Annotated in this window: 19 protein-coding genes; 9 read left to right on the plus strand and 10 right to left on the minus strand. The window is 32.5% G+C overall.

What is annotated here, in order from left to right; all coding sequences use genetic code 11:
- Positions 1–50 precede the first annotated feature (50 nt).
- The 3 genes from NAT47_RS08310 to NAT47_RS08320 all read left to right on the plus strand — a co-directional run bounded on the left by NAT47_RS08310 (position 51) and on the right by NAT47_RS08320 (position 2,793).
- Positions 51–1,397 carry a DEAD/DEAH box helicase gene (locus tag NAT47_RS08310; protein WP_250581932.1) on the plus strand — a complete coding sequence of 449 codons (1,347 nt, stop codon included), beginning with the start codon at positions 51–53 and terminating at the stop codon, positions 1,395–1,397.
- Between the two features lie 12 nt (positions 1,398–1,409).
- On the plus strand, positions 1,410–2,141 hold the full coding sequence (locus NAT47_RS08315; protein WP_250581933.1) for a DUF4348 domain-containing protein: 732 nt from the start codon (positions 1,410–1,412) through the stop codon (positions 2,139–2,141).
- An 82-nt stretch (positions 2,142–2,223) separates the two neighbouring features.
- Entirely contained in the window at positions 2,224–2,793 is a 570-nt protein-coding gene (locus NAT47_RS08320; RefSeq protein WP_250581934.1) for a class I SAM-dependent methyltransferase, read from the plus strand.
- 1 nt (position 2,794) lies between these two features.
- On the opposite strand, the gene coaD is transcribed toward NAT47_RS08320, so the two are convergent.
- Together coaD and NAT47_RS08330 are read right to left on the minus strand one after the other, a co-directional pair.
- Positions 2,795–3,253 carry a pantetheine-phosphate adenylyltransferase gene (coaD, locus tag NAT47_RS08325; RefSeq protein ID WP_250581935.1) on the minus strand — a complete coding sequence of 153 codons (459 nt, stop codon included), beginning with the start codon at positions 3,251–3,253 and terminating at the stop codon, positions 2,795–2,797.
- 3 nt (positions 3,254–3,256) lie between these two features.
- Positions 3,257–4,231 carry a D-alanine--D-alanine ligase gene (locus NAT47_RS08330; protein WP_250581936.1) on the minus strand — a complete coding sequence of 325 codons (975 nt, stop codon included), beginning with the start codon at positions 4,229–4,231 and terminating at the stop codon, positions 3,257–3,259.
- A gap of 179 nt (positions 4,232–4,410) precedes the next feature.
- Between NAT47_RS08330 and NAT47_RS08335 the strand changes: the two genes are divergently transcribed.
- The 4 genes from NAT47_RS08335 to NAT47_RS08350 are packed head-to-tail and all read left to right on the plus strand — an operon-like array spanning position 4,411 to position 8,933.
- Positions 4,411–5,064: a PASTA domain-containing protein gene (locus NAT47_RS08335; protein ID WP_250581937.1), complete on the plus strand. Its 654-nt coding sequence runs from the start codon at positions 4,411–4,413 to the stop codon at positions 5,062–5,064.
- The gene (locus tag NAT47_RS08340; RefSeq protein ID WP_250581938.1) at positions 5,051–6,088 is read left to right on the plus strand and encodes an RluA family pseudouridine synthase; all 1,038 of its coding nucleotides are present in this window, start codon (positions 5,051–5,053) and stop codon (positions 6,086–6,088) included. Before NAT47_RS08335 ends, NAT47_RS08340 begins: the two co-directional genes overlap by 14 nt.
- A 55-nt stretch (positions 6,089–6,143) precedes the next feature.
- On the plus strand, positions 6,144–6,890 hold the full coding sequence (gene fabG / locus NAT47_RS08345; protein ID WP_250581939.1) for a 3-oxoacyl-[acyl-carrier-protein] reductase: 747 nt from the start codon (positions 6,144–6,146) through the stop codon (positions 6,888–6,890).
- A gap of 15 nt (positions 6,891–6,905) precedes the next feature.
- On the plus strand, positions 6,906–8,933 hold the full coding sequence (locus tag NAT47_RS08350) for a hypothetical protein (protein ID WP_250581940.1): 2,028 nt from the start codon (positions 6,906–6,908) through the stop codon (positions 8,931–8,933).
- On the opposite strand, the gene NAT47_RS08355 is transcribed toward NAT47_RS08350, so the two are convergent.
- On the minus strand, positions 8,928–9,776 hold the full coding sequence (locus NAT47_RS08355; protein ID WP_250581941.1) for an aldose 1-epimerase family protein: 849 nt from the start codon (positions 9,774–9,776) through the stop codon (positions 8,928–8,930). The genes NAT47_RS08350 and NAT47_RS08355 overlap by 6 nt on opposite strands.
- Before the next feature lie 182 nt (positions 9,777–9,958).
- Here NAT47_RS08355 and NAT47_RS08360 point away from each other — a divergent pair, with 182 nt between their 5' ends.
- Positions 9,959–11,314 (plus strand): M28 family metallopeptidase, encoded by a 1,356-nt coding sequence (locus tag NAT47_RS08360; RefSeq protein ID WP_250581942.1) that lies wholly within the window; start codon positions 9,959–9,961, stop codon positions 11,312–11,314.
- A gap of 106 nt (positions 11,315–11,420) precedes the next feature.
- Here NAT47_RS08360 and clpB read toward each other — a convergent pair whose 3' ends face one another.
- The 5 genes from clpB to fahA all read right to left on the minus strand — a co-directional run bounded on the left by clpB (position 11,421) and on the right by fahA (position 18,472).
- Positions 11,421–14,024 (minus strand): ATP-dependent chaperone ClpB, encoded by a 2,604-nt coding sequence (gene clpB, locus NAT47_RS08365; RefSeq protein WP_250581943.1) that lies wholly within the window; start codon positions 14,022–14,024, stop codon positions 11,421–11,423.
- Between the two features lie 270 nt (positions 14,025–14,294).
- Positions 14,295–15,047: a hypothetical protein gene (locus NAT47_RS08370; protein WP_250581944.1), complete on the minus strand. Its 753-nt coding sequence runs from the start codon at positions 15,045–15,047 to the stop codon at positions 14,295–14,297.
- Between the two features lie 128 nt (positions 15,048–15,175).
- Positions 15,176–16,363 carry a hypothetical protein gene (locus NAT47_RS08375; RefSeq protein WP_250581945.1) on the minus strand — a complete coding sequence of 396 codons (1,188 nt, stop codon included), beginning with the start codon at positions 16,361–16,363 and terminating at the stop codon, positions 15,176–15,178.
- Between the two features lie 106 nt (positions 16,364–16,469).
- A complete protein-coding gene (locus NAT47_RS08380; protein ID WP_250581946.1) occupies positions 16,470–17,102 on the minus strand; it encodes a hypothetical protein in 633 nt (210 codons plus the stop codon).
- 83 nt (positions 17,103–17,185) lie between these two features.
- The gene (gene fahA, locus NAT47_RS08385; protein WP_250581947.1) at positions 17,186–18,472 is read right to left on the minus strand and encodes a fumarylacetoacetase; all 1,287 of its coding nucleotides are present in this window, start codon (positions 18,470–18,472) and stop codon (positions 17,186–17,188) included.
- A gap of 113 nt (positions 18,473–18,585) precedes the next feature.
- On the opposite strand from fahA, the gene glyA reads away from it, so the two are divergent.
- A complete protein-coding gene (gene glyA / locus NAT47_RS08390) occupies positions 18,586–19,860 on the plus strand; it encodes a serine hydroxymethyltransferase (protein ID WP_250581948.1) in 1,275 nt (424 codons plus the stop codon).
- Positions 19,861–19,930: 70 nt separating this feature from the next.
- On the opposite strand, the gene NAT47_RS08395 is transcribed toward glyA, so the two are convergent.
- Together NAT47_RS08395 and trpA are read right to left on the minus strand one after the other, a co-directional pair.
- On the minus strand, positions 19,931–20,953 hold the full coding sequence (locus NAT47_RS08395; RefSeq protein WP_250581949.1) for a M28 family metallopeptidase: 1,023 nt from the start codon (positions 20,951–20,953) through the stop codon (positions 19,931–19,933).
- Positions 20,954–21,045: 92 nt separating this feature from the next.
- Positions 21,046–21,810 (minus strand): tryptophan synthase subunit alpha, encoded by a 765-nt coding sequence (gene trpA, locus NAT47_RS08400; protein ID WP_250581950.1) that lies wholly within the window; start codon positions 21,808–21,810, stop codon positions 21,046–21,048.
- Between the last annotated feature and the right edge of the window lie 85 nt (positions 21,811–21,895).

Below are 21,895 nucleotides of genomic sequence, written 5' to 3' on the forward strand. Positions count from 1 at the left end.
TAGTTTTAGGTTTAAAATATTAATTCAACAATCATCACTATCTTTGCTACATGAATCGAAATCCCTATTCCAACAATGTACTATTGAATCTTGGTATTCAAAGTTTAAATAAAATGCAAGAAGCAGCCCAAAAGGCTATTTTAAATGAAGATAATATTTTATTGCTTTCTCCAACAGGTTCGGGAAAAACATTAGCGTTTTTATTACCTATTTTTCAACTATTAGATGAAGAAGTAAAAGGTGTTCAATGTTTAATTTTAGTACCATCACGCGAATTAGGTTCGCAAATTGAGCAAGTTTGGAAAAAAATGGGAACGCATTACAAAGTCAATACGTGTTATGGAGGTCACTCGATAGAAACAGAATTCAAAAATTTAAGTAATCCACCAGCGTTGTTAATTGGAACACCTGGTAGAATTGCCGATCATATTGAACGAGGAAGTTTTGCTACTGAAAATGTAAAAACCTATGTTTTAGATGAATTTGACAAGTCGTTGCAATTGGGTTTTCATGAAGAAATGTCCTATATCATTGGGAAAATTACAAAAGCGAACAAACGTATCTTAGTTTCTGCTACTTCAGGTGTGGAAATTCCGAAATATACCAAAGTAATTGATCCGAAAGTATTGGATTTCATTCCGAAAGAAAAACAGAACGATAATTTAGATATTCGCATTGTATTTTCGAAATCAAAAGATAAAATTGATTCGTTGTTTCAATTGATTTGCTCTTTAAATTCCGAAGCTGCGATTATTTTTTGTAATCATAGAGAAGCGGTAGAACGCATTCATGATATGTTGACTCAAAAAGGCATCATTTCTACGTTTTATCATGGTGGATTAGACCAAGACGAACGAGAACGTGCGTTAATTCAGTTCAGAAACGGCAGTGTTTCGTATTTAATCACAACTGATTTAGGGGCGCGTGGTCTGGATATTCCAGAAATGAATCACGTAATTCATTACCATTTACCTGCCAAAGAGGACGAATTCACCCACCGAAACGGAAGAACCGCTCGTATGTTAGCCACCGGAACTGCTTATGTTTTGGTAAACGAAACCGAAAAGAAAGTCGATTATTTTGATTATGGCAAACGTAGATTAGATGTTTCTAATGCCAAATCGTTGCCAAAAGCACCTTTATATCAAACGCTTTACATTAGTGGAGGAAAGAAAAATAAGTTGAATAAAATTGATATTGTAGGCTTCTTTTCGCAAAAAGGAAAGTTGGAAAAAGACGACATTGGATTAATCGAAGTCAAAGATTTTATTTCTTTTGTTGCGGTGAAATATCCAAAAGTGAAATCGTTATTGCAAAATATCAAAGAGGAGAAAATGAAAGGGAAGAGGTATAAAATTGAAGTAGCGAGAAAAGTAATTAAGAAAGAGGAAGAGTAAAAATCTTGGTCTATGAAATATTTGGTTTTTATTTTTATATTTAGTTTGTTTTCATGTAAATCTGATGATAAAAAGTTAGAAGGTTTTCAGGAAAAAGCCGTAGAAATGAATCAGGAAAACTCCGCTGTTTCAATTGATACAACTTCTTTTATGGAATTTTTTGAAAGTTTTATTTTTGATAAAAGACTTCAAAAAAGCAATAAAGACTATTCTATTGATTATAATTTTTTCTCATCGAAAGATTTTATTGCTTACTTGAACTCTGACACATTATCTGTTTTTGAAGATAAGAATCTTTCAGACGAACAAGGTTTGATAATTCTCGATTTTAAAAAAGGTAAAAATTTAAAGTACAAGTTTGAAAAGATAAATAATAAATGGACGTTTTCTGGTTCTAATGCTATTTCCATTAATAGTTTGTCCGAAAAAAAGTTTGTTGATTTTTTAATGAAATTCTCTAAAGATAGTATTTATCAAAAATCACACATTTTATTTCCCTTAGTAGATTATTCTCTTGATGATGATTATGAAATCATTTCGCAGAAAATAGAAAAAGGAAAATGGAATCATTTTAATCTTGTAGAAGAAATAGAAAGTTTACTTTTTTTAGCCAATATTGATTCTAATAATAACTTTAGAAATATTTATTACAGAGGAAACGACAATGGAATTTTAATAAAGTTAACTTTCAAAAAAGTTAATAATAACTGGTTTTTAGTTAAAACAGAGGATTATTCAACTTAATGCATAATTTTGATTTATGATTTCTCCTACTTGCTCGCTTTGTAATTCCACATCAAGAATTTTTTGTGAAAAACCAAAGCATTTGTTTTATAAATGTGATTCTTGCGATGGTATTTTCAGACCCAAACATACTTTTTTAACCGCTGAAGAAGAGAAAGAACACTACGAAAAACACAATAATGATATTTATGATGAGCGCTATCAAAACTTTGTTTCGCCAATCGTAAATGCTGTTTTACAAGATTTTTCTCCTGAAGCGAAAGGTTTGGATTTCGGTTCTGGAACGGGTCCGGTAATTGCTAAAATGTTGACAGATAAAGGTTTTCAAGTGCAGAATTACGATTTATTCTTTGCGAATGAACCGTCACTTTTAAACCAAAAATACGATTACGTTTCGTGTTGCGAAGTAATGGAGCATTTTCATCAGCCTTACAAAGAATTTGAATTATTGAAAAGCATATTACTTCCGAAAGGAAAATTATACTGCAAAACAGAAGTTTTCAATAACCAAAAACCTTTTGAAAATTGGTATTACAAAGATGATTTCACCCACGTTTTTATTTACCAACCCAAAACTTTAGAATGGATAAAAGAAGAATTCCACTTTTCGAATTTGATTATCAAAGAAAAGTTGCTAGTGTTTGAGAATTAATTTATTTCTTATCCAAAACCGATTCTGGAACTAATTGTGAAATATCACCACCATTTCGCAACACATCACGCACAATACTCGATGAAATAAAGGATGTTCGAGCCGCAGTCAACAAGAAAACCGTTTCTATTTTCGACATGACACGGTTGGTGTGAGCAATGGCTTTTTCGAACTCAAAGTCGGCTGGATTTCGTAATCCACGTAAGATAAATTCTGCTTTTTCTTTTTTACATAAATCGATTGTTAAACCAGAGTAGGTAATAACTTTTACTTTTGGTTCGTCTTTAAAAGCTTCTTCGATGAAACGTTTTCTATCTTCTAATGAAAACATGTATTTTTTTTCAGCATTAACCCCAATCGCTACAATGACTTCATCAAATAAAGAAATACCTCTTTTGATAATATCGTAATGTCCGTTGGTAATGGGATCAAATGATCCTGGAAATATTGCTTTTTTCATGTTTTACTTCTTTAAAGCTAATTCAATAGCGTTTTCAAATAATTCTGGTAACGAAATTCCTGCTTCGCGAGCTTGTTGTGGTAGAATACTTTCGGTGGTTAGACCTGGAATTGTATTCATTTCTAACATATGCGGTTCATTGTTGACAATAATGAATTCACTTCTCGAAAAACCTTTCATTTTTAATACTTCGTAAGCTCTTTTGGCAACCGTTTCGATTTTTACTTTCAATTCATCCGAAATTCTGGCTGGCGTAATTTCTTTCGATTTGCCCAAATACTTTGCTTCGTAATCAAAAAAGTCATTTTCTGATACGATTTCGGTAATTGGTAAAACGGTAATTGTTCCTTTATAATTAATCACACCAACTGAAACTTCTGTTCCGTCCAAGAAACTTTCAATGATGATTTCGTCGTCTTCTTTGTAAGCGTTTTCAATAGCTGGAAGAAATTCTCCTCTAGTTTTCACTTTCGAAATTCCGAAACTTGAACCTGATTTATTTGGTTTTACGAAACATGGTAAACCTACTTTCGCTAAAATTTTTTCTACATTGATTTCATCCCCTAAATTCAAATAGTAGGATTCCGCTGTTTTGATTCCGTAAGGCTTTAAAACCGATAACATGTCGCGTTTGTTGAACGTTAATGCTGCTTGGTAATAATCACCAGAAGAATGTGGAATATTCAACAGTTCAAAATACGCTTGCATCAAACCATCTTCGCCTGGCGTTCCATGAATAGCATTGAAAACCACATCAAAATTGATTTTAGTTCCATTTACGGTTACTGAAAAATCGTTTTTATCAATTGGGAATTCGGCATCATTTTCGTCCACGTACACCCATTTTTCTTTGAAAATATGAATGCGATACGGATTATATTTTTCACGATTAATATTGTTAAACACAACATTTCCGCTAGTTAACGAAATTTTGTACTCGCTAGAGTAACCTCCCATGATAATGGCAACGTTTTTCATTTTGAAATTCTAAAAGTGATACACAAAATTACATTATTTATTCAGATTTTACGCTCTTTTATTTGTTTACCAAAGAAATATTTTTTCAAAACTATCGTTTTTAAAGAGTGAAGAAATGAAAATGAATTGCATCGAAATTTCTTATTGAATTTTATATCTTTGTCAAAATATCATTTTGTATGAGTTTATTTAAATATTTAACCAGTAAAACATTTTTTACTCAAGTTTTTTTAGCGGCTACAATTGTGGTAGTTTTCACATTTTTAGTAATTCAGTTTTTAGATTTTAGAACCAATCATGGTCAGGAAATCAAGGTACCCGATTTATCTAAAATGAAATTGGAAATCGCTGAAGAAAAACTAAACGAATTAGATTTAGAAGTCTTCTTATTAGATACCGTTGAATTTAATGCGGATTTTCCACCTTTTACGATTTTAGAACAAGATCCAAAAGCAGGAAGTTTGGTTAAAGATGGTCGTAAAGTCTATGTAAAATTAAATGCTGGTGAATTTACCGATATCACAATTCCTGAATTCAAAGATAAAACGTTCCGACAAATTTCCGCTACGATAAAATCCCTGACTTTAAAAGAAGGGAAAATCACTTATAAACCGCACATTGCTAAGGATATTGTATTGCAAATTTTTCAAGATGGAAGGCGTTTAAGAGCAGGAGATAAGGTGAAAAAAAATTCAACATTGGATTTTGTATTAGGGGATGGAAAAGAAGTTTTTAATGAAGAAACTTTTAGTTCAGAAGAACCTGCTGATACATTACCACCAGTAGAAGAAGTACAACCAGCAGAATTTAAAGAAGGAGATGGCGGATTATAATGTAGGAACCGAACTCGAAGACGAGTTATACGAACATCATCGTTTTGAAGCAAGTAAAGGTCAATCGGCTTTGCGTGTGGATAAATTTTTGATGAACATGATTGAAAATACCACTCGAAATAAAATTCAACAAGCGGCAGAAAAAGGTTCTATTTTAGTGAACGATGTTCCCGTAAAATCGAATTACAAAGTAAAAGCAGGCGATGTGGTGCGTTTAGTTTTGGCTCACCCAACTTACGAGCAATTGCTAACACCCGAAAATATTCCGTTAGATATTGTATATGAAGACGACCAATTGTTGGTGATTAACAAACCAGCGGGAATGGTAGTACATCCAGGTCACGGAAATTATTCAGGAACTTTAGTGAATGCGTTGGCGTATCATTTTGAGAATTTACCCATGAACAGTTCGGAACGACCAGGTTTGGTACATCGTATTGATAAAGATACTTCTGGTTTATTGGTTGTTGCCAAAACGGATTTTGCGATGGCATATCTTACCAAACAATTTGCTGAGAAAACTTCGGAAAGAGAATACATTGCCTTAGTTTGGGGTAATATCGAAGAAGACGAAGGAACTGTGGAAGGAAATATCGGTCGTCATGATACAAATCGAATGCAAATGGCGGTTCATTCTGAAGAAGAAAAAGGTAAACCTGCTGTAACACATTATAAAGTTTTAGAACGATTTGGTTATGTAACATTAGTTTCTTGTCAATTAGAAACAGGTAGAACGCATCAAATTCGTGTTCACATGAAACACATTGGTCACACACTTTTTAACGACGAACGTTATGGAGGTGATTCCATTTTAAAAGGAACAACTTTTACCAAATACAAGCAGTTTGTTGATAATTGTTTTAAAGTATTACCAAGACAAGCGCTTCATGCGAAAACATTAGGTTTTGAACATCCCATAACAAAAGAATTTTTACGTTTTGATTCTCCAATTCCGCAAGATTTACAAGAATGTATTGATAAATGGAGGGTTTATTCAAAAGCGCAAACCTTTACAGAAGAATAAAATTATTATTTATATTTGAACTTTATTACAAAACAAACTAACACGAATATTTATCATGAAATTATTAGAAGGAAAAGTTGCCATTATTACTGGTGCAAGCCGAGGAATTGGTAGCGGTATAGCAAAAGTTTTTGCAGAACAAGGTGCTAATGTTGCCTTTACGTACAGTTCGTCTGTAGAATCGGCAATGGCTTTAGAAAGTGAATTAAACGCTTTAGGAATTAAAGCTAAAGGATATAAATCAAATGCAGCAGATTTTAATGAAGCACAAAAATTAGTTGATGATGTAATTGCTGAATTCGGAACAATTGACGTTTTAATCAACAATGCTGGAATTACAAAAGACAATTTATTAATGCGTATGTCAGAGGAAGATTTTGATAAAGTAATCGAAATCAACTTAAAATCGGTTTTCAACATGACTAAAGCGGTACAAAAAATTATGTTGAAAAACCGTAAAGGTTCTATCGTAAACATGAGTAGTGTAGTAGGAGTAAAAGGAAATGCAGGTCAAGCCAACTACGCAGCTTCTAAAGCAGGTATGAACGGATTTACTAAATCTATCGCGTTAGAATTAGGTTCGAGAAATATCCGTTGCAATGCAATCGCTCCAGGTTTTATCGAAACTGAAATGACAGCTAAGTTAAACGAAGATGTTGTAAAAGGATGGAGAGACGCTATTCCATTAAAACGTGGTGGAACTCCAGAAGATGTAGCAAACGTTTGTGTTTTCTTAGCTTCAGATATGAGTGCTTATGTAACAGGTCAAGTTATTAACGTTGACGGCGGAATGTTAACTTAAGAGTTTAAACTATAAATGACAACAAGCACAATTTTACTTTTATTATTGTCAGTAATTATTGCTGCTGGATTGTCGTTTTACCAATATTCATATAAAGTCAAAAATCAGTCAAAATTGTACTGGTTTTTGGCTTTTTTACGTTTTATAAGTTTATTTTCAATCTTTTTGTTGTTGATAAATCCAATTATTAGCCGAAAAATAACAGAAATTAAGAAAACACCTTTGCCAATAGTAGTAGATAATTCCAAATCTATTTCCGAATTAAAAGCCACTAAAGAAGCATCAGAATTATATCTTAATATTTCTGAAAATAAAGCTATTGCTGAAAAATATGATGTTCAACTGTTTTCGTTTTCTGATGAATTTCAATCCTTAGAAAAGCTTGATTTTAAAGGCAATCAATCACACATTGATGGTGTGGCAAAGAATTTAAAACAGTTATTTCGAAACATTAATTATCCTGTAGTTTTATTTACCGATGGAAATCAAACCATGGGAAATGATTATGTATTTAGTTTTCATGAAAATACAAGTGTTTTTCCAGTTGTTTTAGGAGATACAACTTCGGTTTTGGATTTGAAAATTAATCAAATTAACGTTAATAAATATGCTTTTTTAAAGAACAAATTTCCAGTTGAGGTTTTTTTGCAATACAATGGAAATGACTTGATTACTTCTAATTTTTCAATTCAATCGGGTAATCAAACTATTTATAAACAAGCTGTTTCCTTTTCAAAAGATAAAAAAGCCCAATCAGTTATCATTTTGTTAGATGCTGATAAAGTGGGTATAGCAAAATACAAAGCGGTTATTTCTTCGAATATCAAAGAGAAAAATACCATTAACAATACCAAGAATTTTGCTGTTGAAATCATCGATCAACGAAGTGAAATTGCTCTGGTTTCAGCCATTAATCATCCCGATTTAGGTGCTTTGAAACGAAGTATTGAAACCAACCAGCAACGAAAAGTTTCAATTGTTAAACCCAATGAAATCAAATCGTTACAAGAGTATAATGTTTTGATTTTGTATCAACCTACAACTGCTTTTAAGCCGATATTGGATCAAAACAAAGTAGCTCAAATCAATACATTTGTGATTACGGGAACGGCTACAGATTTTGACTTCTTAAATCAAGTTCAGAACGATTTGAATTTTAAAATGTCTTCTTCAAAAGAGGATTATTTGGCAACGTTTGAGGCAAACTTTAATTTGTTTGCTCAGACTAATATAGGATTTGAAAACTTTCCACCATTGGAACATAATTTTGGAGTTATAACGGCAAAAAGCAATGTAAATACTTTACTGTCAGCTAGAGTTCGAAATGTACCAGTTCAAAATCCAATTTTAACGTTTACAGAAAATGGTGGTAAAAGGAAAGCTTATCTAATCGGAGAAAATATCTGGAAATGGCGTTTGGAAAATCATTTAAACAAAAAATCATTTGAAGACTTTGATTTGTTTGCTGATAAAATCATTCAGTTTTTAGTTTCCAATGCGTCTAAAAAGAATTTGAATGTTACTTACGAAAGCTTCTATAATTCAGGAGAAAGTATTGAAATTACAGCGGAATTTTTCAATAAAAACTACGAATTTGATGAAAAAGCGCAACTAACTATTCAAGTCACTAATTCCAAAACAAAAGCAACAAAGAAATACGATTTTTTGAAAACGATGAATTCCTATAAAGTAAATTTAGATGGTTTAGAAGCTGGAAATTATTCGTTTAAAGTTACTGAAAAACAATCAAACACTAGTTTCTCAGGAAGTTTCGAAGTGTTAGATTTTGAAATTGAGAAACAATTCGTAAATCCAGATAAAAATAGATTGGAACAATTGGCAACAAATACGAATGGAAAAGTGTATTATCCTAATCAAGTTGAGAATTTAATTCAAAGTTTGATTGATAATGAAAATTATATTCCTACCCAAAAAGAAATCATTAAAAAATCACCACTAATTGATTGGATTTGGTTGTTAGTTCTTGTAATTATCGCTTTAGCTACGGAATGGTTTACTCGAAAATATAACGGATTGTTATAAAAGAGTAATGTTTATTTCTCTTTCAAATTCAATATTATTATCTAAAAGTTGAATTCCTTCTTTCTCATAAATATTTCCATTATGATTGATATTATCTGCCAAACCACACCAAGGTTCGATACATAAAAAAGGTGCGTTTGGTTTAGTCCAAATTCCTAAATAAGAAAAGCCTTTGAATTCTACTGAAATATAAGGTTGATTCTTTCTCAAAAGCGTAAGTGTGTCTGATTTTAAATGTTTAAAAACCAAAGCATCCTTTTCAAATAAAGCATAATCTAAGTTGATTTTTCCATTTTCGGAAGGGATGATTTGAAACGAATTATTAAACTGTTCGTTTTCTAATTCATAAGAAACAAACTCTTCAACTTCATTAAATGCTAATGTAAAATTTGAAAGTGGTTCGTTTATTGCAAATGCCGGATGTGCTCCAATAGAAAACGGCATAATCTTATTCGATTTGTTGATTACCGAGTAATCCATTTTTAATCCATTTTCGGTTACTTCATATTTTAATCGCAATTCGAAAGGAAATGGATAACATTTCAGCGTTTCTGCATTTTCAGTTAAAAGAAATACTACGGAATTATCGGTTAGATATTCTGTCTTAAATTCAAAATTTCTGGCAAAACCGTGGCGTGGCAATTCATAAGTTTTTCCTTCAATCGTGTAAGCATCGTTTTTTAATCTTCCCACTATTGGAAAAAGAATCGGAGAGGTTTTATTCCAATACGTTTCTTCAACAGTCCAAATGTAATTTTGATTTTTTTTCTCTAATCGAATTAATTCGGCACCTAACGTGTTAATGGTAGCTTTTATTTGATGATTGTATATGGTGATATTCATTTATTGGTTTTATTTTTACGATGTTTACTATCAGTAATTTTATTTTTATAAAACAAATATACTTCACTTTCATGGCATTGTAAATAAATTATAACCCAAAATCTTTAACAAAATTTATTGGTTTTGTGTTGGTTTTCAGTGATTCAATTCACACCAAATCATTAAATTTGTGAAAAAAAGTTATGAGAAAATTATACATTTTTGTTTTGGTGATTTTTAGTCAGTGTATCTTTTCACAAACAGATGCAAGAATTTATGAAATCATCGAATCCGTTTCCACTAAGCGAATAGAAAGTGATATTCGAACATTGGCCAATTTTGGCACTCGAAATACGTTTAGCGATACAATATCTAATAAAAGAGGAATTGGAGCAGCTAGACGATGGATAAAATCAGAATTTGAAAAAGTATCTAAAGAGTGTTCAAATTGTTTAGAGGTTTTTTATCAAAAAGATTTTGTAACTACTAATGATGGAGAGCGTGTTCCAAAAGATACTTGGATTGTAAATGTAGTTGCTGTTCAAAAAGGTACCAAAAACAGCAATCGTTATGTAATTATGACGGGTGATATTGATAGTAGAAATTCGGATCCAATCGATTTTACAAAAGATGCGCCAGGTGCTAATGATAATGCTTCAGGAATGGCCGGAACGATAGAAGCTGCCAGGGTTTTATCTAAATATAAATTCGATTACAATATCGTTTATTTAGGATTGTCAGGCGAGGAGCAAGGCTTGTTTGGCGGAAAAGGTTTTGCAGAATACGCTAAAAAACAAGGATGGGATATCATTGGAGTTTTAAATAACGATATGATTGGAAATATCGAAGGCGTTGATGGTGTAATTGATAATCGTACTTTTAGAATTTTCTCGGAACCAACCCCTATTACAGAATCAGAGCGTGATAGAAATAATCGTCGTTTTTATGGAGGTGAAGTGGATGGAAATTCAAGACAATTGGCTAGATATATTCACAAATTAGCCACAACTTATATGCCTGAGATGAATCCAATGTTAGTCTATCGTTTGGATCGATTTGGACGTGGTGGTCATCATCGTCCTTTTAATGATTTAGGGTTTGCAGGGGTACGAATTATGGAAGCACATGAGAATTACAACCGCCAACATCAAGATTTAAGAGTAGAAAATGGAATCAAATACGGTGATGTCATTGAAGGAGTAAATTTTGAATATGCGAACAAGTTAACGGCTGTTAATGCTATTACTTTGGCAAGTTTAGCTTGGGCTACACCGGAACCTAAAAACGTGAGAATAGGAGGAATTGTTGAGCCTAATACCAAATTACGTTGGGAAAAACCAAATGATGAAAATATAATTGGATATAAAATTTATTGGCGATTAACTACTTCACCTCAATGGGAATTCAGTCGTTTTGTGGGTGATGTAGATAATTTTGAATTGAAAGGAATTGTGATTGATAATTATTATTTCGGAGTGGCTTCTGTTTCTAAATCGGGACACGAAAGTGTGGTTGTTTTTCCAAACGATATTATCCGAACTACTTTCAAAAGAAAATAATAGTAAAAAGAAACACCGATTCGAAATTGAACCGGTGTTTCCCAAACTAAAACAAACTTAACCCATTATGAACCCATGGATTGTGGGGATATTTTATGAATTGGTCTTAGTGAACCAATTCACTTTGATTTCTAAATACTAATTGTCCGTCGAAACTATCTAAAAGAATGATGCTGTCAGTAGTTACTTTTCCAGCTAATATTTCTTTCGAAAGTTGGTTCAATACTTCACGTTGGATTACACGTTTTACAGGTCTTGCTCCAAATTGAGGATCGTATCCTTTTTCGGCTAAATAGGCTACTGCTTCTGGAGTTGCATCCATAGTAATGTGTTGTTGTGCCAACATTTTAATCACACTCTTCAATTGTAATCCTACAATTTCTTTAATGTTTTTATCAGTTAACGGTGTGAACATTACGATTTCATCGATACGGTTGATAAACTCAGGTCTAACGGTTTGTTTTAATAACCCTAGGACTTCTGTTTTTGCCGCTTCGGTAGCCGCTTCAATTCCGCCTTTTAAATTCTCGAATTTCTCCTGAATAATGTGACTTCCCATATTTGAAGTCATGATGATAATCGTATTTTTGAAATCTGCCACACGACCTTTGTTATCGGTTAATCGACCTTCATCTAATACTTGTAACAAGATATTAAACGTATCAGGATGAGCCTTTTCAATTTCGTCTAACAATACCACAGAATACGGTTTTCTTCGAACGGCTTCCGTTAATTGTCCACCTTCATCATAACCTACATATCCTGGAGGCGCACCCACCAATCTACTAACCGCATGACGTTCTTGATATTCACTCATATCAATTCGGGTCATCGCATTTTCATCGTCGAAAAGGTATTCGGCAAGAGCTTTCGCTAATTCAGTTTTACCAACACCTGTTGTTCCTAAGAATAAGAACGAACCAATTGGTTTTTTTGCATCTTGTAAACCAGCACGACTTCTTCTAACGGCATCACTTATAGCTCCAATAGCTTCTTCTTGTCCCACAACTCTTCGATGTAATTCATCTTCTAATTTGAGCAGTTTTTCTCTTTCACTTTGAAGCATTTTGGTAACTGGAATTCCGGTCCATTTTGCTACTACTTCTGCGATATCATCATGTGTAACTTCTTCTTTGATTAGCGAAGTTCCAGCTTGATTTTCTGCTAATTGAATTTGTAAAGCATCTAATCGTTCTTGTGCTTCTTTAATTTTTCCGTAACGAATTTCAGCTACTTTCCCGTAATCGCCATCTCGTTCTGCGCGTTCAGCTTCTAGTTTAAAATCTTCAATCTCAAGTTTTACCGCTTGAATATTATCTACAACATCTTTTTCTGATTTCCATTTGGTGAAAATTTCGTTACGCTCTTCTTTTAAATTCGCTAAATCTAAACCAAGAACTTTTAACTTAGTTTCATCGTTCTCACGTTTAATCGCTTCTATTTCGATTTCCAATTGCATGATTTTTCTATCCAAAACGTCTAATTCTTCTGGTTTCGAATTGATTTCCATACGCAATTTTGAAGCTGCCTCATCCATCAAGTCAATCGCTTTATCTGGTAAGAAACGATTCGTAATATAACGTTGCGAAAGTTCTACCGCAGCAATAATGGCATCGTCTTTAATACGAACTTTATGATGCGCTTCATATTTTTCTTTGATACCACGTAAAATCGAAATCGCACTTTCAGTATCAGGTTCGTCGATGTTTACTTTTTGGAAACGTCTTTCTAATGCTTTATCTTTTTCGAAATATTTTTGATATTCGTCCAAAGTTGTAGCTCCAATCGCACGTAATTCACCACGAGCTAAGGCTGGTTTTAAAATATTGGCTGCGTCCATAGCGCCTTCGCCACCACCAGCACCTACTAAGGTGTGAATTTCGTCAATGAAAAGCACGATATCACCTTCAGCTGAAGTTACTTCTTTCACTACGGCTTTCAAACGTTCTTCAAATTCCCCTTTGTATTTGGCTCCAGCAATTAACGCACCCATATCTAAAGAGTAAACAATTTTATCTTTTAGATTTTCTGGAACGTCACCATCCACTATTCGATGTGCTAAACCTTCTGCTATAGCGGTTTTACCCACACCTGGTTCTCCAATTAACATTGGATTGTTTTTGGTTCTTCGAGTTAGGATTTGTAGTACTCTACGAATTTCCTCATCGCGACCAATAACAGGGTCTAATTTTCCATTTCTTGCTAAATCATTTAGATTTTTAGCGTATTTGTTTAAGGAATTATAAGTTTCTTCTGCAGAAGCTGAGGTTACTCGTTCTCCTTTTCTAATTTCCGCAATAGCTGCTTCTAAGCCTTTTTCGGTAACGCTTTGATCTTTTAAAATTTGCGCTACTTTGCTTTTCGATTTGAAAATAGCTAAAATCAAATGTTCGATTGAAACATATTCATCGTTCATTTTTTTAGCGATAATTTCGGCTTCGGTAAGTGTTGAAGATGCGCTTCTTGAAAACATTAAATCGCTACCCGTAACTTTTGGAAAACTCTGAATGGTACTGTCCAATACTTTTTTGAAAAGCTCTACGTTAACATTCAATTTTTTCAAAATGAAAGGCGTAACGTTTTCGTCTACTTCTAAAATTCCTTTGAATATATGTTCGTTTTCAAGCTGTTGGTGCCCAAAACTTTGTGCAATTTGCTGTGCTTGTTGCAAAGCTTCTTGCGATTTGATTGTAAATTTGTTGATATTCATATTCTTAATTAATCCTTTTTAGTGAGTTGTTTGATAGGGATTATTCAATATATGTTCCAATCTTTAAAAAATGCCAAAATGTCTTTATTTTCTGTGTTTTGCAGTTGTTTTGATGTCAAAATGACATTTTTTATTGTTTTTTTGAGTTAAAAACACTTATAAAGTTACAAAAAAAGACAGTAGGTTGTACTACTGTCTTCTGTTAATTAAGTTTTAAAATTTATCTTCTATTCTTAATATTGGAATTGGATTTTTTTATTTTTTGAGTAATCATTTCAAATCATTTAAAAAACTAATATAATGTTTTTTGATTTTTAAAACTGCAGTATATAATAAATCATGATCTTCTGATTGTGATATGATGGTAGTATTAAATTTTGGATTGGTGTTGTTTTCTCCATTGTATGAAATATTGTTTTCAAATTTCATGGAGTTGTTCAAGTTGTTATTTGAGTAAACTGAAGCATTATTGTTGGCATAATATTGATCTCCTTTTTTTTCGATTTTGTTATTCTTTATTAAGCTAGTTGATTTAATTTTTTTATTAGTTACTAACTCTCCATTCTCTAAATTAAGAAGATTTATTTCTGCATCTATAGTGCAATATTTTTTATTAATAAATTCATTAATTTCACCCTCATAAGCCATAGAGGTGTAAATTGTTTTACTTGTATTGGAATTTAAATCTGTAATAGTGTATGGATTACTAACCACAGTTTGATATTTTTGAGATTTAGGATTTTCAGATGTTTCAACTATTTCAATTTCTTTAATCAAAACTTGTATTAAATAATCATATTTAACAGATTCGTTTGTAATAGTGTGGAATTTTATATTTTTATTTTTTTTACTTTTAGTAACAGAGTTCAGAATTTCATTCTTGTATTCTTCCAAAAGTGGAATATTTGACTCGTTATTAATTACAATTAGAACTGATTTGTTTTCATTTGGATCAAATATTCTTTGATTGGATGAACAACTTAAAAATACAAAGGGGAGTAAAAGGAGAATTATTTTTTTCATAATTAAAAGTTTTTGGTACTAAAATCGAATCAAATATTATGCCAATAAATCTTACAATTAAAAAAGTGGTTTTTTTGAATAAAAAAACGCATTTAATATTTTTAAATGCGTTTATTAAATTTTAAAATTTACCTTCTAAACTTATTATTGGTAATAATTCCTTTGAGTTTGGCTTTTAAATCTTCGCCGGTATCATAAACCATTTGTTCATTACTTGGGAAAGGTACGGCTCTTCGGTCAAAATATTGATAATAATTTTCATCACAAGCGCGTTTGTCTCCGTTATAATTGGCGTAGATGTAATCAAAAATAAATTCACTAGTCACTGGAAAAGCATCAATTAATTGATTGGTTCTAAAGTCAATATAGTCCACTTTAGCAGTTACTTGACACGATTTGAATTGAGTAAATTCATAGATATTAACCGTAATCGTTTTCATGTTATCCACTTTGATTGGATTACCTAAACTATCTTTAACTACATTTCCATTGGCATCTAAAAGTGTTTTAGTACCATCCTTAATCTGTTTTTCTTTAATAAATTGCTTTTCTCTTACTTGTTCTGGTGAGATGTTAATTTGTCTGAAATTTACAATCATACCAAAATCATAGTTGATATTTTTTTGTTTGTTGTTATGATATACCGTCCATTTATCATTGATACCATGCGTGCTGAAATCCAGTAAATCGTCTTGTAAACGAGCTGGAATTACCATGTTGGTTTCGTTTTTAGTATACACGTGAACAAAATCAGTTCCTTTAAATTGCGCCTCATCCATTAAAGCACGAACGTCTTTGTAATTGGGATTTAATTTATCTAAATAAGCTAAATCGTCATAGGCTTGTCTGAAATCCATTTTATTTTTGGATGTCATTAATTTTTTAGCATTTGTGTATAAAAATCCTGAAAGATTGTTTTTTGAATTAATTAAGTTATCGGAATAATCATCTAAAGGAAAAATAGCATTTCTTCCTTCTTTAATAAGTTTTAGGGGTAAAAGCGGTTTGATTCTTTCTTGTCGATTATTTAATTGAGTGTATAAATTGAAAATTCGCTCGTGATTAGAAGGGTTATTTTCTTTTATTAGTAAGTTCAAAGTTTCTAAATCACGTTGTTTGGCTTTGGCGAAAGCTTCCTCTAAGATATAAATGTATTGTTGCTTTCCTTTATCATTTTTTCCACTGAGGAGTTTGTTTATCGAATTATTTATAGCCTCATCATAATTTCCTGAATTTAAAGCAGTATGCGTTTGTTTTAAGCTACAAGAGGTTATTAAAGCTAGAATGCCTAATAAGAAAAAAATTTTTTTTACCATATTTTTAATGTGATTAAATATTAGGGTAAAATTATGGTATTTATATTTTAAATTATAATTTTTGTTAATTAAGTTCTACATTAAGATTACATGTTTGGTTATATAGTTAGTAGCCTGTTACTTCTACATAGTAAGTAACAGAAGAAGGTGATGAGTGAAATTGTAATCCATCTATAGAACCTCCAAGTAAAACAGCAGTGGTTTTAGATTGTAGCATATTTACTACTATTGCGGTTGTAGATACACTTTTAACCTGAGCTATAGCACCCTTTTCATTGTTAACATTATTTACAGGGGAAATATGAACACTTAATATTGTTGTAAATCCTGCGGAACTGATGTTAATACTCTGTCCATCTGCCGTAGATCCAGTTACTGTACCGTACCATTTTTTTATTTGATTAGTAATTGCGCCACTTGAATTAAAGCTTTTAACAGTATTTTCTGCAATTGCCAACTTAACCCATTTTGTACCATTCCAATTGTAGTAACCTGGTATAACATCACTTACAGTTGTGGTATTATAAACAATGGTACCTTCAGCTAAAGAACCTCCTTGCGGATTGGTAACTGTTGTAATATCTGTTGTAGATGTTAACGCCACTTGCGGAGGTAAAAAACCAGTAGAGCTAGAATTTACGTCAAGTGCTCCTCTAGGTGTTGTGGTGCCAATACCTACTTGAGCATAAGAGGTATGGATTAGCAAAAACAGCACTAATAGTAAGAATAATTTCTTCATGATTTATTAGTAAAAAAAATGTTGTAACTATATAAAATTACAACAATTTTTTAAAAAGAAATTATTTTTTTTCAAAAAGTATTCTAATGTTTTAATTCTACTGCTGGTAGTAATTTAGTGGAAACTTCACCAAAACCAATTCTTAAATTTCCTTTTTGACAATATCCTCTTATGATAACAGTATCGTTATCATTAATAAATTTACGTTCAGAGCCATCTTTCATTTTCAATGGTTTTTGTCCACCCCAGGTTAACTCTAACATAGAACCAAAAGAATCTTCTGTAGGCCCTGATATTGTTCCACTTCCCATCATATCTCCTGAATTTACTCTACATCCATTAATCGTGTGATGAGCTAGTTGTTGCGCCATTGACCAATACATGTATTTAAAGTTAGAACGAGAAACTATTGTTTCATCAATATTTTCAGGTTTAATTGCAACTTCTAAATTGATATCAAATGCTTTTTCTCCTTTTTGTTGTAAATAAGGTAATGGCTCAGGAGATTGCTCAGGACCTTTTGTTCTGAAAGGTTCTAATGCATCCATTGTTACAATCCAAGGTGAAATTGAGGAAGCAAAGTTTTTTGCTAAGAAAGGTCCTAGTGGCACATATTCCCATTTTTGGATATCACGAGCACTCCAATCGTTAAACAACACCATTCCAAAGATGTGTTCTTCTGCTTCTTCAACCGAAATAGGTTCTCCCATTAAATTGGCATCAGTGGTTATAAAAGCTGTTTCTAATTCAAAATCCACTAATCTTGAGGGGCCAAAAACGGGGGTTGTTTCTCCATTTGGTAAAGTTTGGCCATAAGGTCTGTGAACAGGGATACCTGAAGGAACAATTGTCGAGCTTCTTCCATGGTATCCAACAGGAATGTGCAACCAGTTGGGTAAAAGTGCATTGTCTGGATCTCGGAACATTTTTCCTACGTTTGTAGCGTGTTCTTTTGAACTATAAAAATCGGTGTAGTCTCCAATTTGAACGGGTAAAAGCATTTCAATATCTTCTACTTTGAAAATAACCACTTCTCTGTGACTTTTGTTATCTCTTAAAATTGGGTTGTTTTCATCAAAAAGTTCAGCTAAACGATTTCTGACTAAACGCCATGTTTTTCTACCATCTGATATGAAATCGTTCAATGTATCTTGCATAAACATATCATCAGTAAGTTCAATACCTTCAAAATATCCTAATTGTTGTAAAGCACCCATGTCGATAGCACAATTTCCAATTCGTGTTCCAATGGTAATTACGTCTTCTTTAGTAATGAAAACACCAAAAGGGATATTTTGAATAGGAAAGTCACTATTTTCAGGTACTGGAATCCATGATTTTCTATTTGGGTCGTTTGCAGTATTTGGCATATTTATATTGATAAGTTTGTTGTTGAAAAATTATGAACCAAATATAAAATTATCTATTAATTTAACAAACCTTTTTCGTAATTTTGACCTAATTTTAACGAATATTTATTGCAATGCTACGCGACGAACAAATTTTTGACCTAATTCTTGACGAACAAGATAGACAAATTCACGGAATTGAATTAATTGCTTCTGAAAACTTTGTGAGCGACCAAGTAATGGAAGCTGCAGGTTCATGTTTAACTAACAAATATGCTGAAGGATATCCAGGTAAAAGATACTATGGAGGATGTGAAGTGGTAGATATTGTAGAACAAATCGCAATCGATAGAGCTAAGGCTTTGTTTGGTGCTGAATATGTTAACGTTCAACCACACTCAGGTTCTCAAGCTAACACAGCAGTTTTTGCAGCTTGTTTAAAACCAGGTGATACTATTTTAGGATTTGACTTATCTCACGGTGGTCACTTAACGCATGGTTCTCCTGTAAATTTCTCAGGTAAATTATATCGTCCTGTTTTTTATGGAGTTGAAGAAGAGACTGGTGTATTGAACTATGACAAAATCCAAGAAATTGCTTTAAGAGAAAAACCAAAAATGATCATTGCTGGTGCTTCGGCTTATTCTCGTGATATGGATTTTAAACGTTTCAGAGAAATTGCAGATAGCGTTGGTGCTTTATTGTTAGCCGATATTTCACACCCAGCAGGCTTAATCGCTAAAGGTCTATTGAATGATCCAATTCCACATTGTCATATTGTAACTACTACTACTCATAAGACTTTAAGAGGTCCAAGAGGTGGAATGATTATGATGGGTAAAGATTTTGAAAACCCATGGGGATTAACCACTCCAAAAGGAGAAATCAGAATGATGTCGCATGTTTTAGATATGTCGGTTTTCCCTGGAAATCAAGGTGGACCTTTAATGCATATTATTGCGGCTAAAGCAGTGGCTTTTGGGGAAGCTTTAACGGATGAATTTTTCCGTTATGCTATGCAAGTAAAGAAAAATGCACAAGCAATGGCAGAAGCGTTCAACAAAAGAGGTTACAAATTAATTTCTGGTGGTACTGATAACCACATGATGTTAATCGATTTAAGAAATAAAGGAATTTCTGGTAAAGATGCGGAAAATGCATTGGTAAAAGCTGAAATTACAGTGAATAAAAACATGGTGCCATTTGATGATAAATCACCATTTGTTACTTCGGGTATTCGTGTGGGAACTCCTGCTATCACAACACGTGGTTTAGTGGAAGAAGATATGGAAACGGTTGTAGCTTTAATTGATAAAGTATTAATGAATCATACTGATGAAGCAGTTTTAGAACAAGTTGCAGAAGAAGTAAATGAATTAATGAGCGAAAGAGCAATGTTTGTATTTTAATTTCAAACAAAATCCCAATAAAAAACTCCTGACTAATCATCAGGAGTTTTTATTTTTAAAAAGTTCAGGATTATTTTCCGTCTCTATCTACTTTAATTCTTTCTTCTCGATTCGCTAATTCCCAAGCTAAGGCAAATGCTAATTGAGCACGTTTGGCTAAAGCATCGTACTCAATTTTGTCAGGAGTATCGCTAGGTAAGTGGTAATCAGCATGAACTCCATTAAAGAAGAAAATAGCCGGAATTCCTTTTTTAGCAAAGTTATAATGGTCTGAACGAAAATAGATTCTTTCAGGATCGTTTCTTTCGTTGTATTTATAGTCTAATTTTAATTGGGTGTACTTTGTATTCACCTCTTCATTAATACTGTGTAATTCACTACTTAATCGATCTGAACCAATGACATAGATGTAATTGTTTGTGTTTGGATGAAGTGTATCTCTTCTTCCAATCATATCAATATTAATGTTAGCGATGGTATTTTTTAAGGGAAATAAAGGATTTTCTGAATAGTATCTTGAACCATGTAATCCGTGTTCCTCACCCGTTACGTGTAAAAATAAAATCGAACGTTTTGGTCCGTGACCTTTTTTCTGAGCTTCTTTGAAAGCTTGAGCAATTTCTAGTAAAGCAACTGTTCCAGATCCATCATCGTCAGCTCCGTTGTAAATTTCACCGTTTTTCATTCCAACATGGTCGTAATGAGCTGAAATCACTAAAATTTCATCTGGTTTTTCAGAACCTTTAATGAAAGCCCAAATATTTTCTGAATCATTAAGTTTTGGTGCAAATCCTCTTTTCATAAATTCAGAAGGCACTTTTTGATAAAAATCAGTTGCTCCAGGTGGAAAACTGATGTCCATTTTTTTGTATTCGTTGATTAAATACTCCCCTGCTTTTTTTTGTCCAGGTTCTCCTGTGTTTCTACCTTGCATTTCATCACCTGCTACAATATATAAGTGTTTACTTAGTTCAGGAGCCGTGATGGTTGAAATATAAGTTCCAGCTTCCGCTAGAGTTTGCGTCTTTTGTGCCGAAGAACAACTTGTTAAAAATAAAGTTAGGATAGCACTAGAAAGCAATAGTTTCTTCATAGTTTTATTTCGTTTTTTTTGTTTAAAACAAATATAAAAAGTTAGCGGTGAAAGTCAATTTTTTTATTACTTTCAATTGAAGATTTTAACATTTATTTCGCTATTGAATTTAAAAATTTTGAAATGTCTGAAATCGGATTTTCCTTCAAAAAGTTAATAAAAGCACTTCCAATTATCGCACCTTTTTGATATTTTGTAGCTTGTTCAAATGTTTCTTCATCTTTAATTCCAAAACCAACAATTTGCGGATTTTTTAAGTTTATATTTGAAATTCGTTTGAAATACTCCATTTGTTCTGAACCAAATCCTGATTGACTTCCCGTAACGGCTGCAGAACTCACCATGTAAATAAAACTATCGGAAATCGCATCGATTTGTTGTATTCTTCCTTCCGAAGTTTGTGGCGAAATCAAAAAGATGTTTTTCAAGTTATATTTTTCAAAAATAGACTTGTATTCGGTTTCGTAAATGAATAGCGGTAAATCAGGAATAATTAAACCATCAATTCCAACTTCAGCACATTTTTTACAAAATTGCTCTATTCCAAATTGCAACATCGGATTAAAATAACCCATTATGATTAAAGGAATTTGAACCGATTTTCTAATGTCTTTTAATTGTTCAAATAGTAATGAAGTCGTCATGCCGTTTTCAATCGCAATAGTTGAACTTTCTTGAATGGTTGGTCCATCAGCTAATGGATCAGAAAAAGGTAACCCAATTTCTATCATATCCACACCATTTTTTTCCAATTCTTGAATGATGGAATCGGTGTCGTTTAGTTCCGGAAATCCTGCAGTAAAATAGATGGAAAGCAGTTTTTTATCTTCTTGTAATTTTTGGTTAATTCTGTTCATATTTTTTTGTTTTAACGCAAAGGCGCAAAGTTTTTCGCAAAGTGCGTAATGATTTTATTAAACATATAAATCATATAAGATGATA

Source organism: Flavobacterium fragile (assembly GCF_023634865.1).
In the GTDB taxonomy this organism is placed as follows: domain Bacteria; phylum Bacteroidota; class Bacteroidia; order Flavobacteriales; family Flavobacteriaceae; genus Flavobacterium; species Flavobacterium fragile.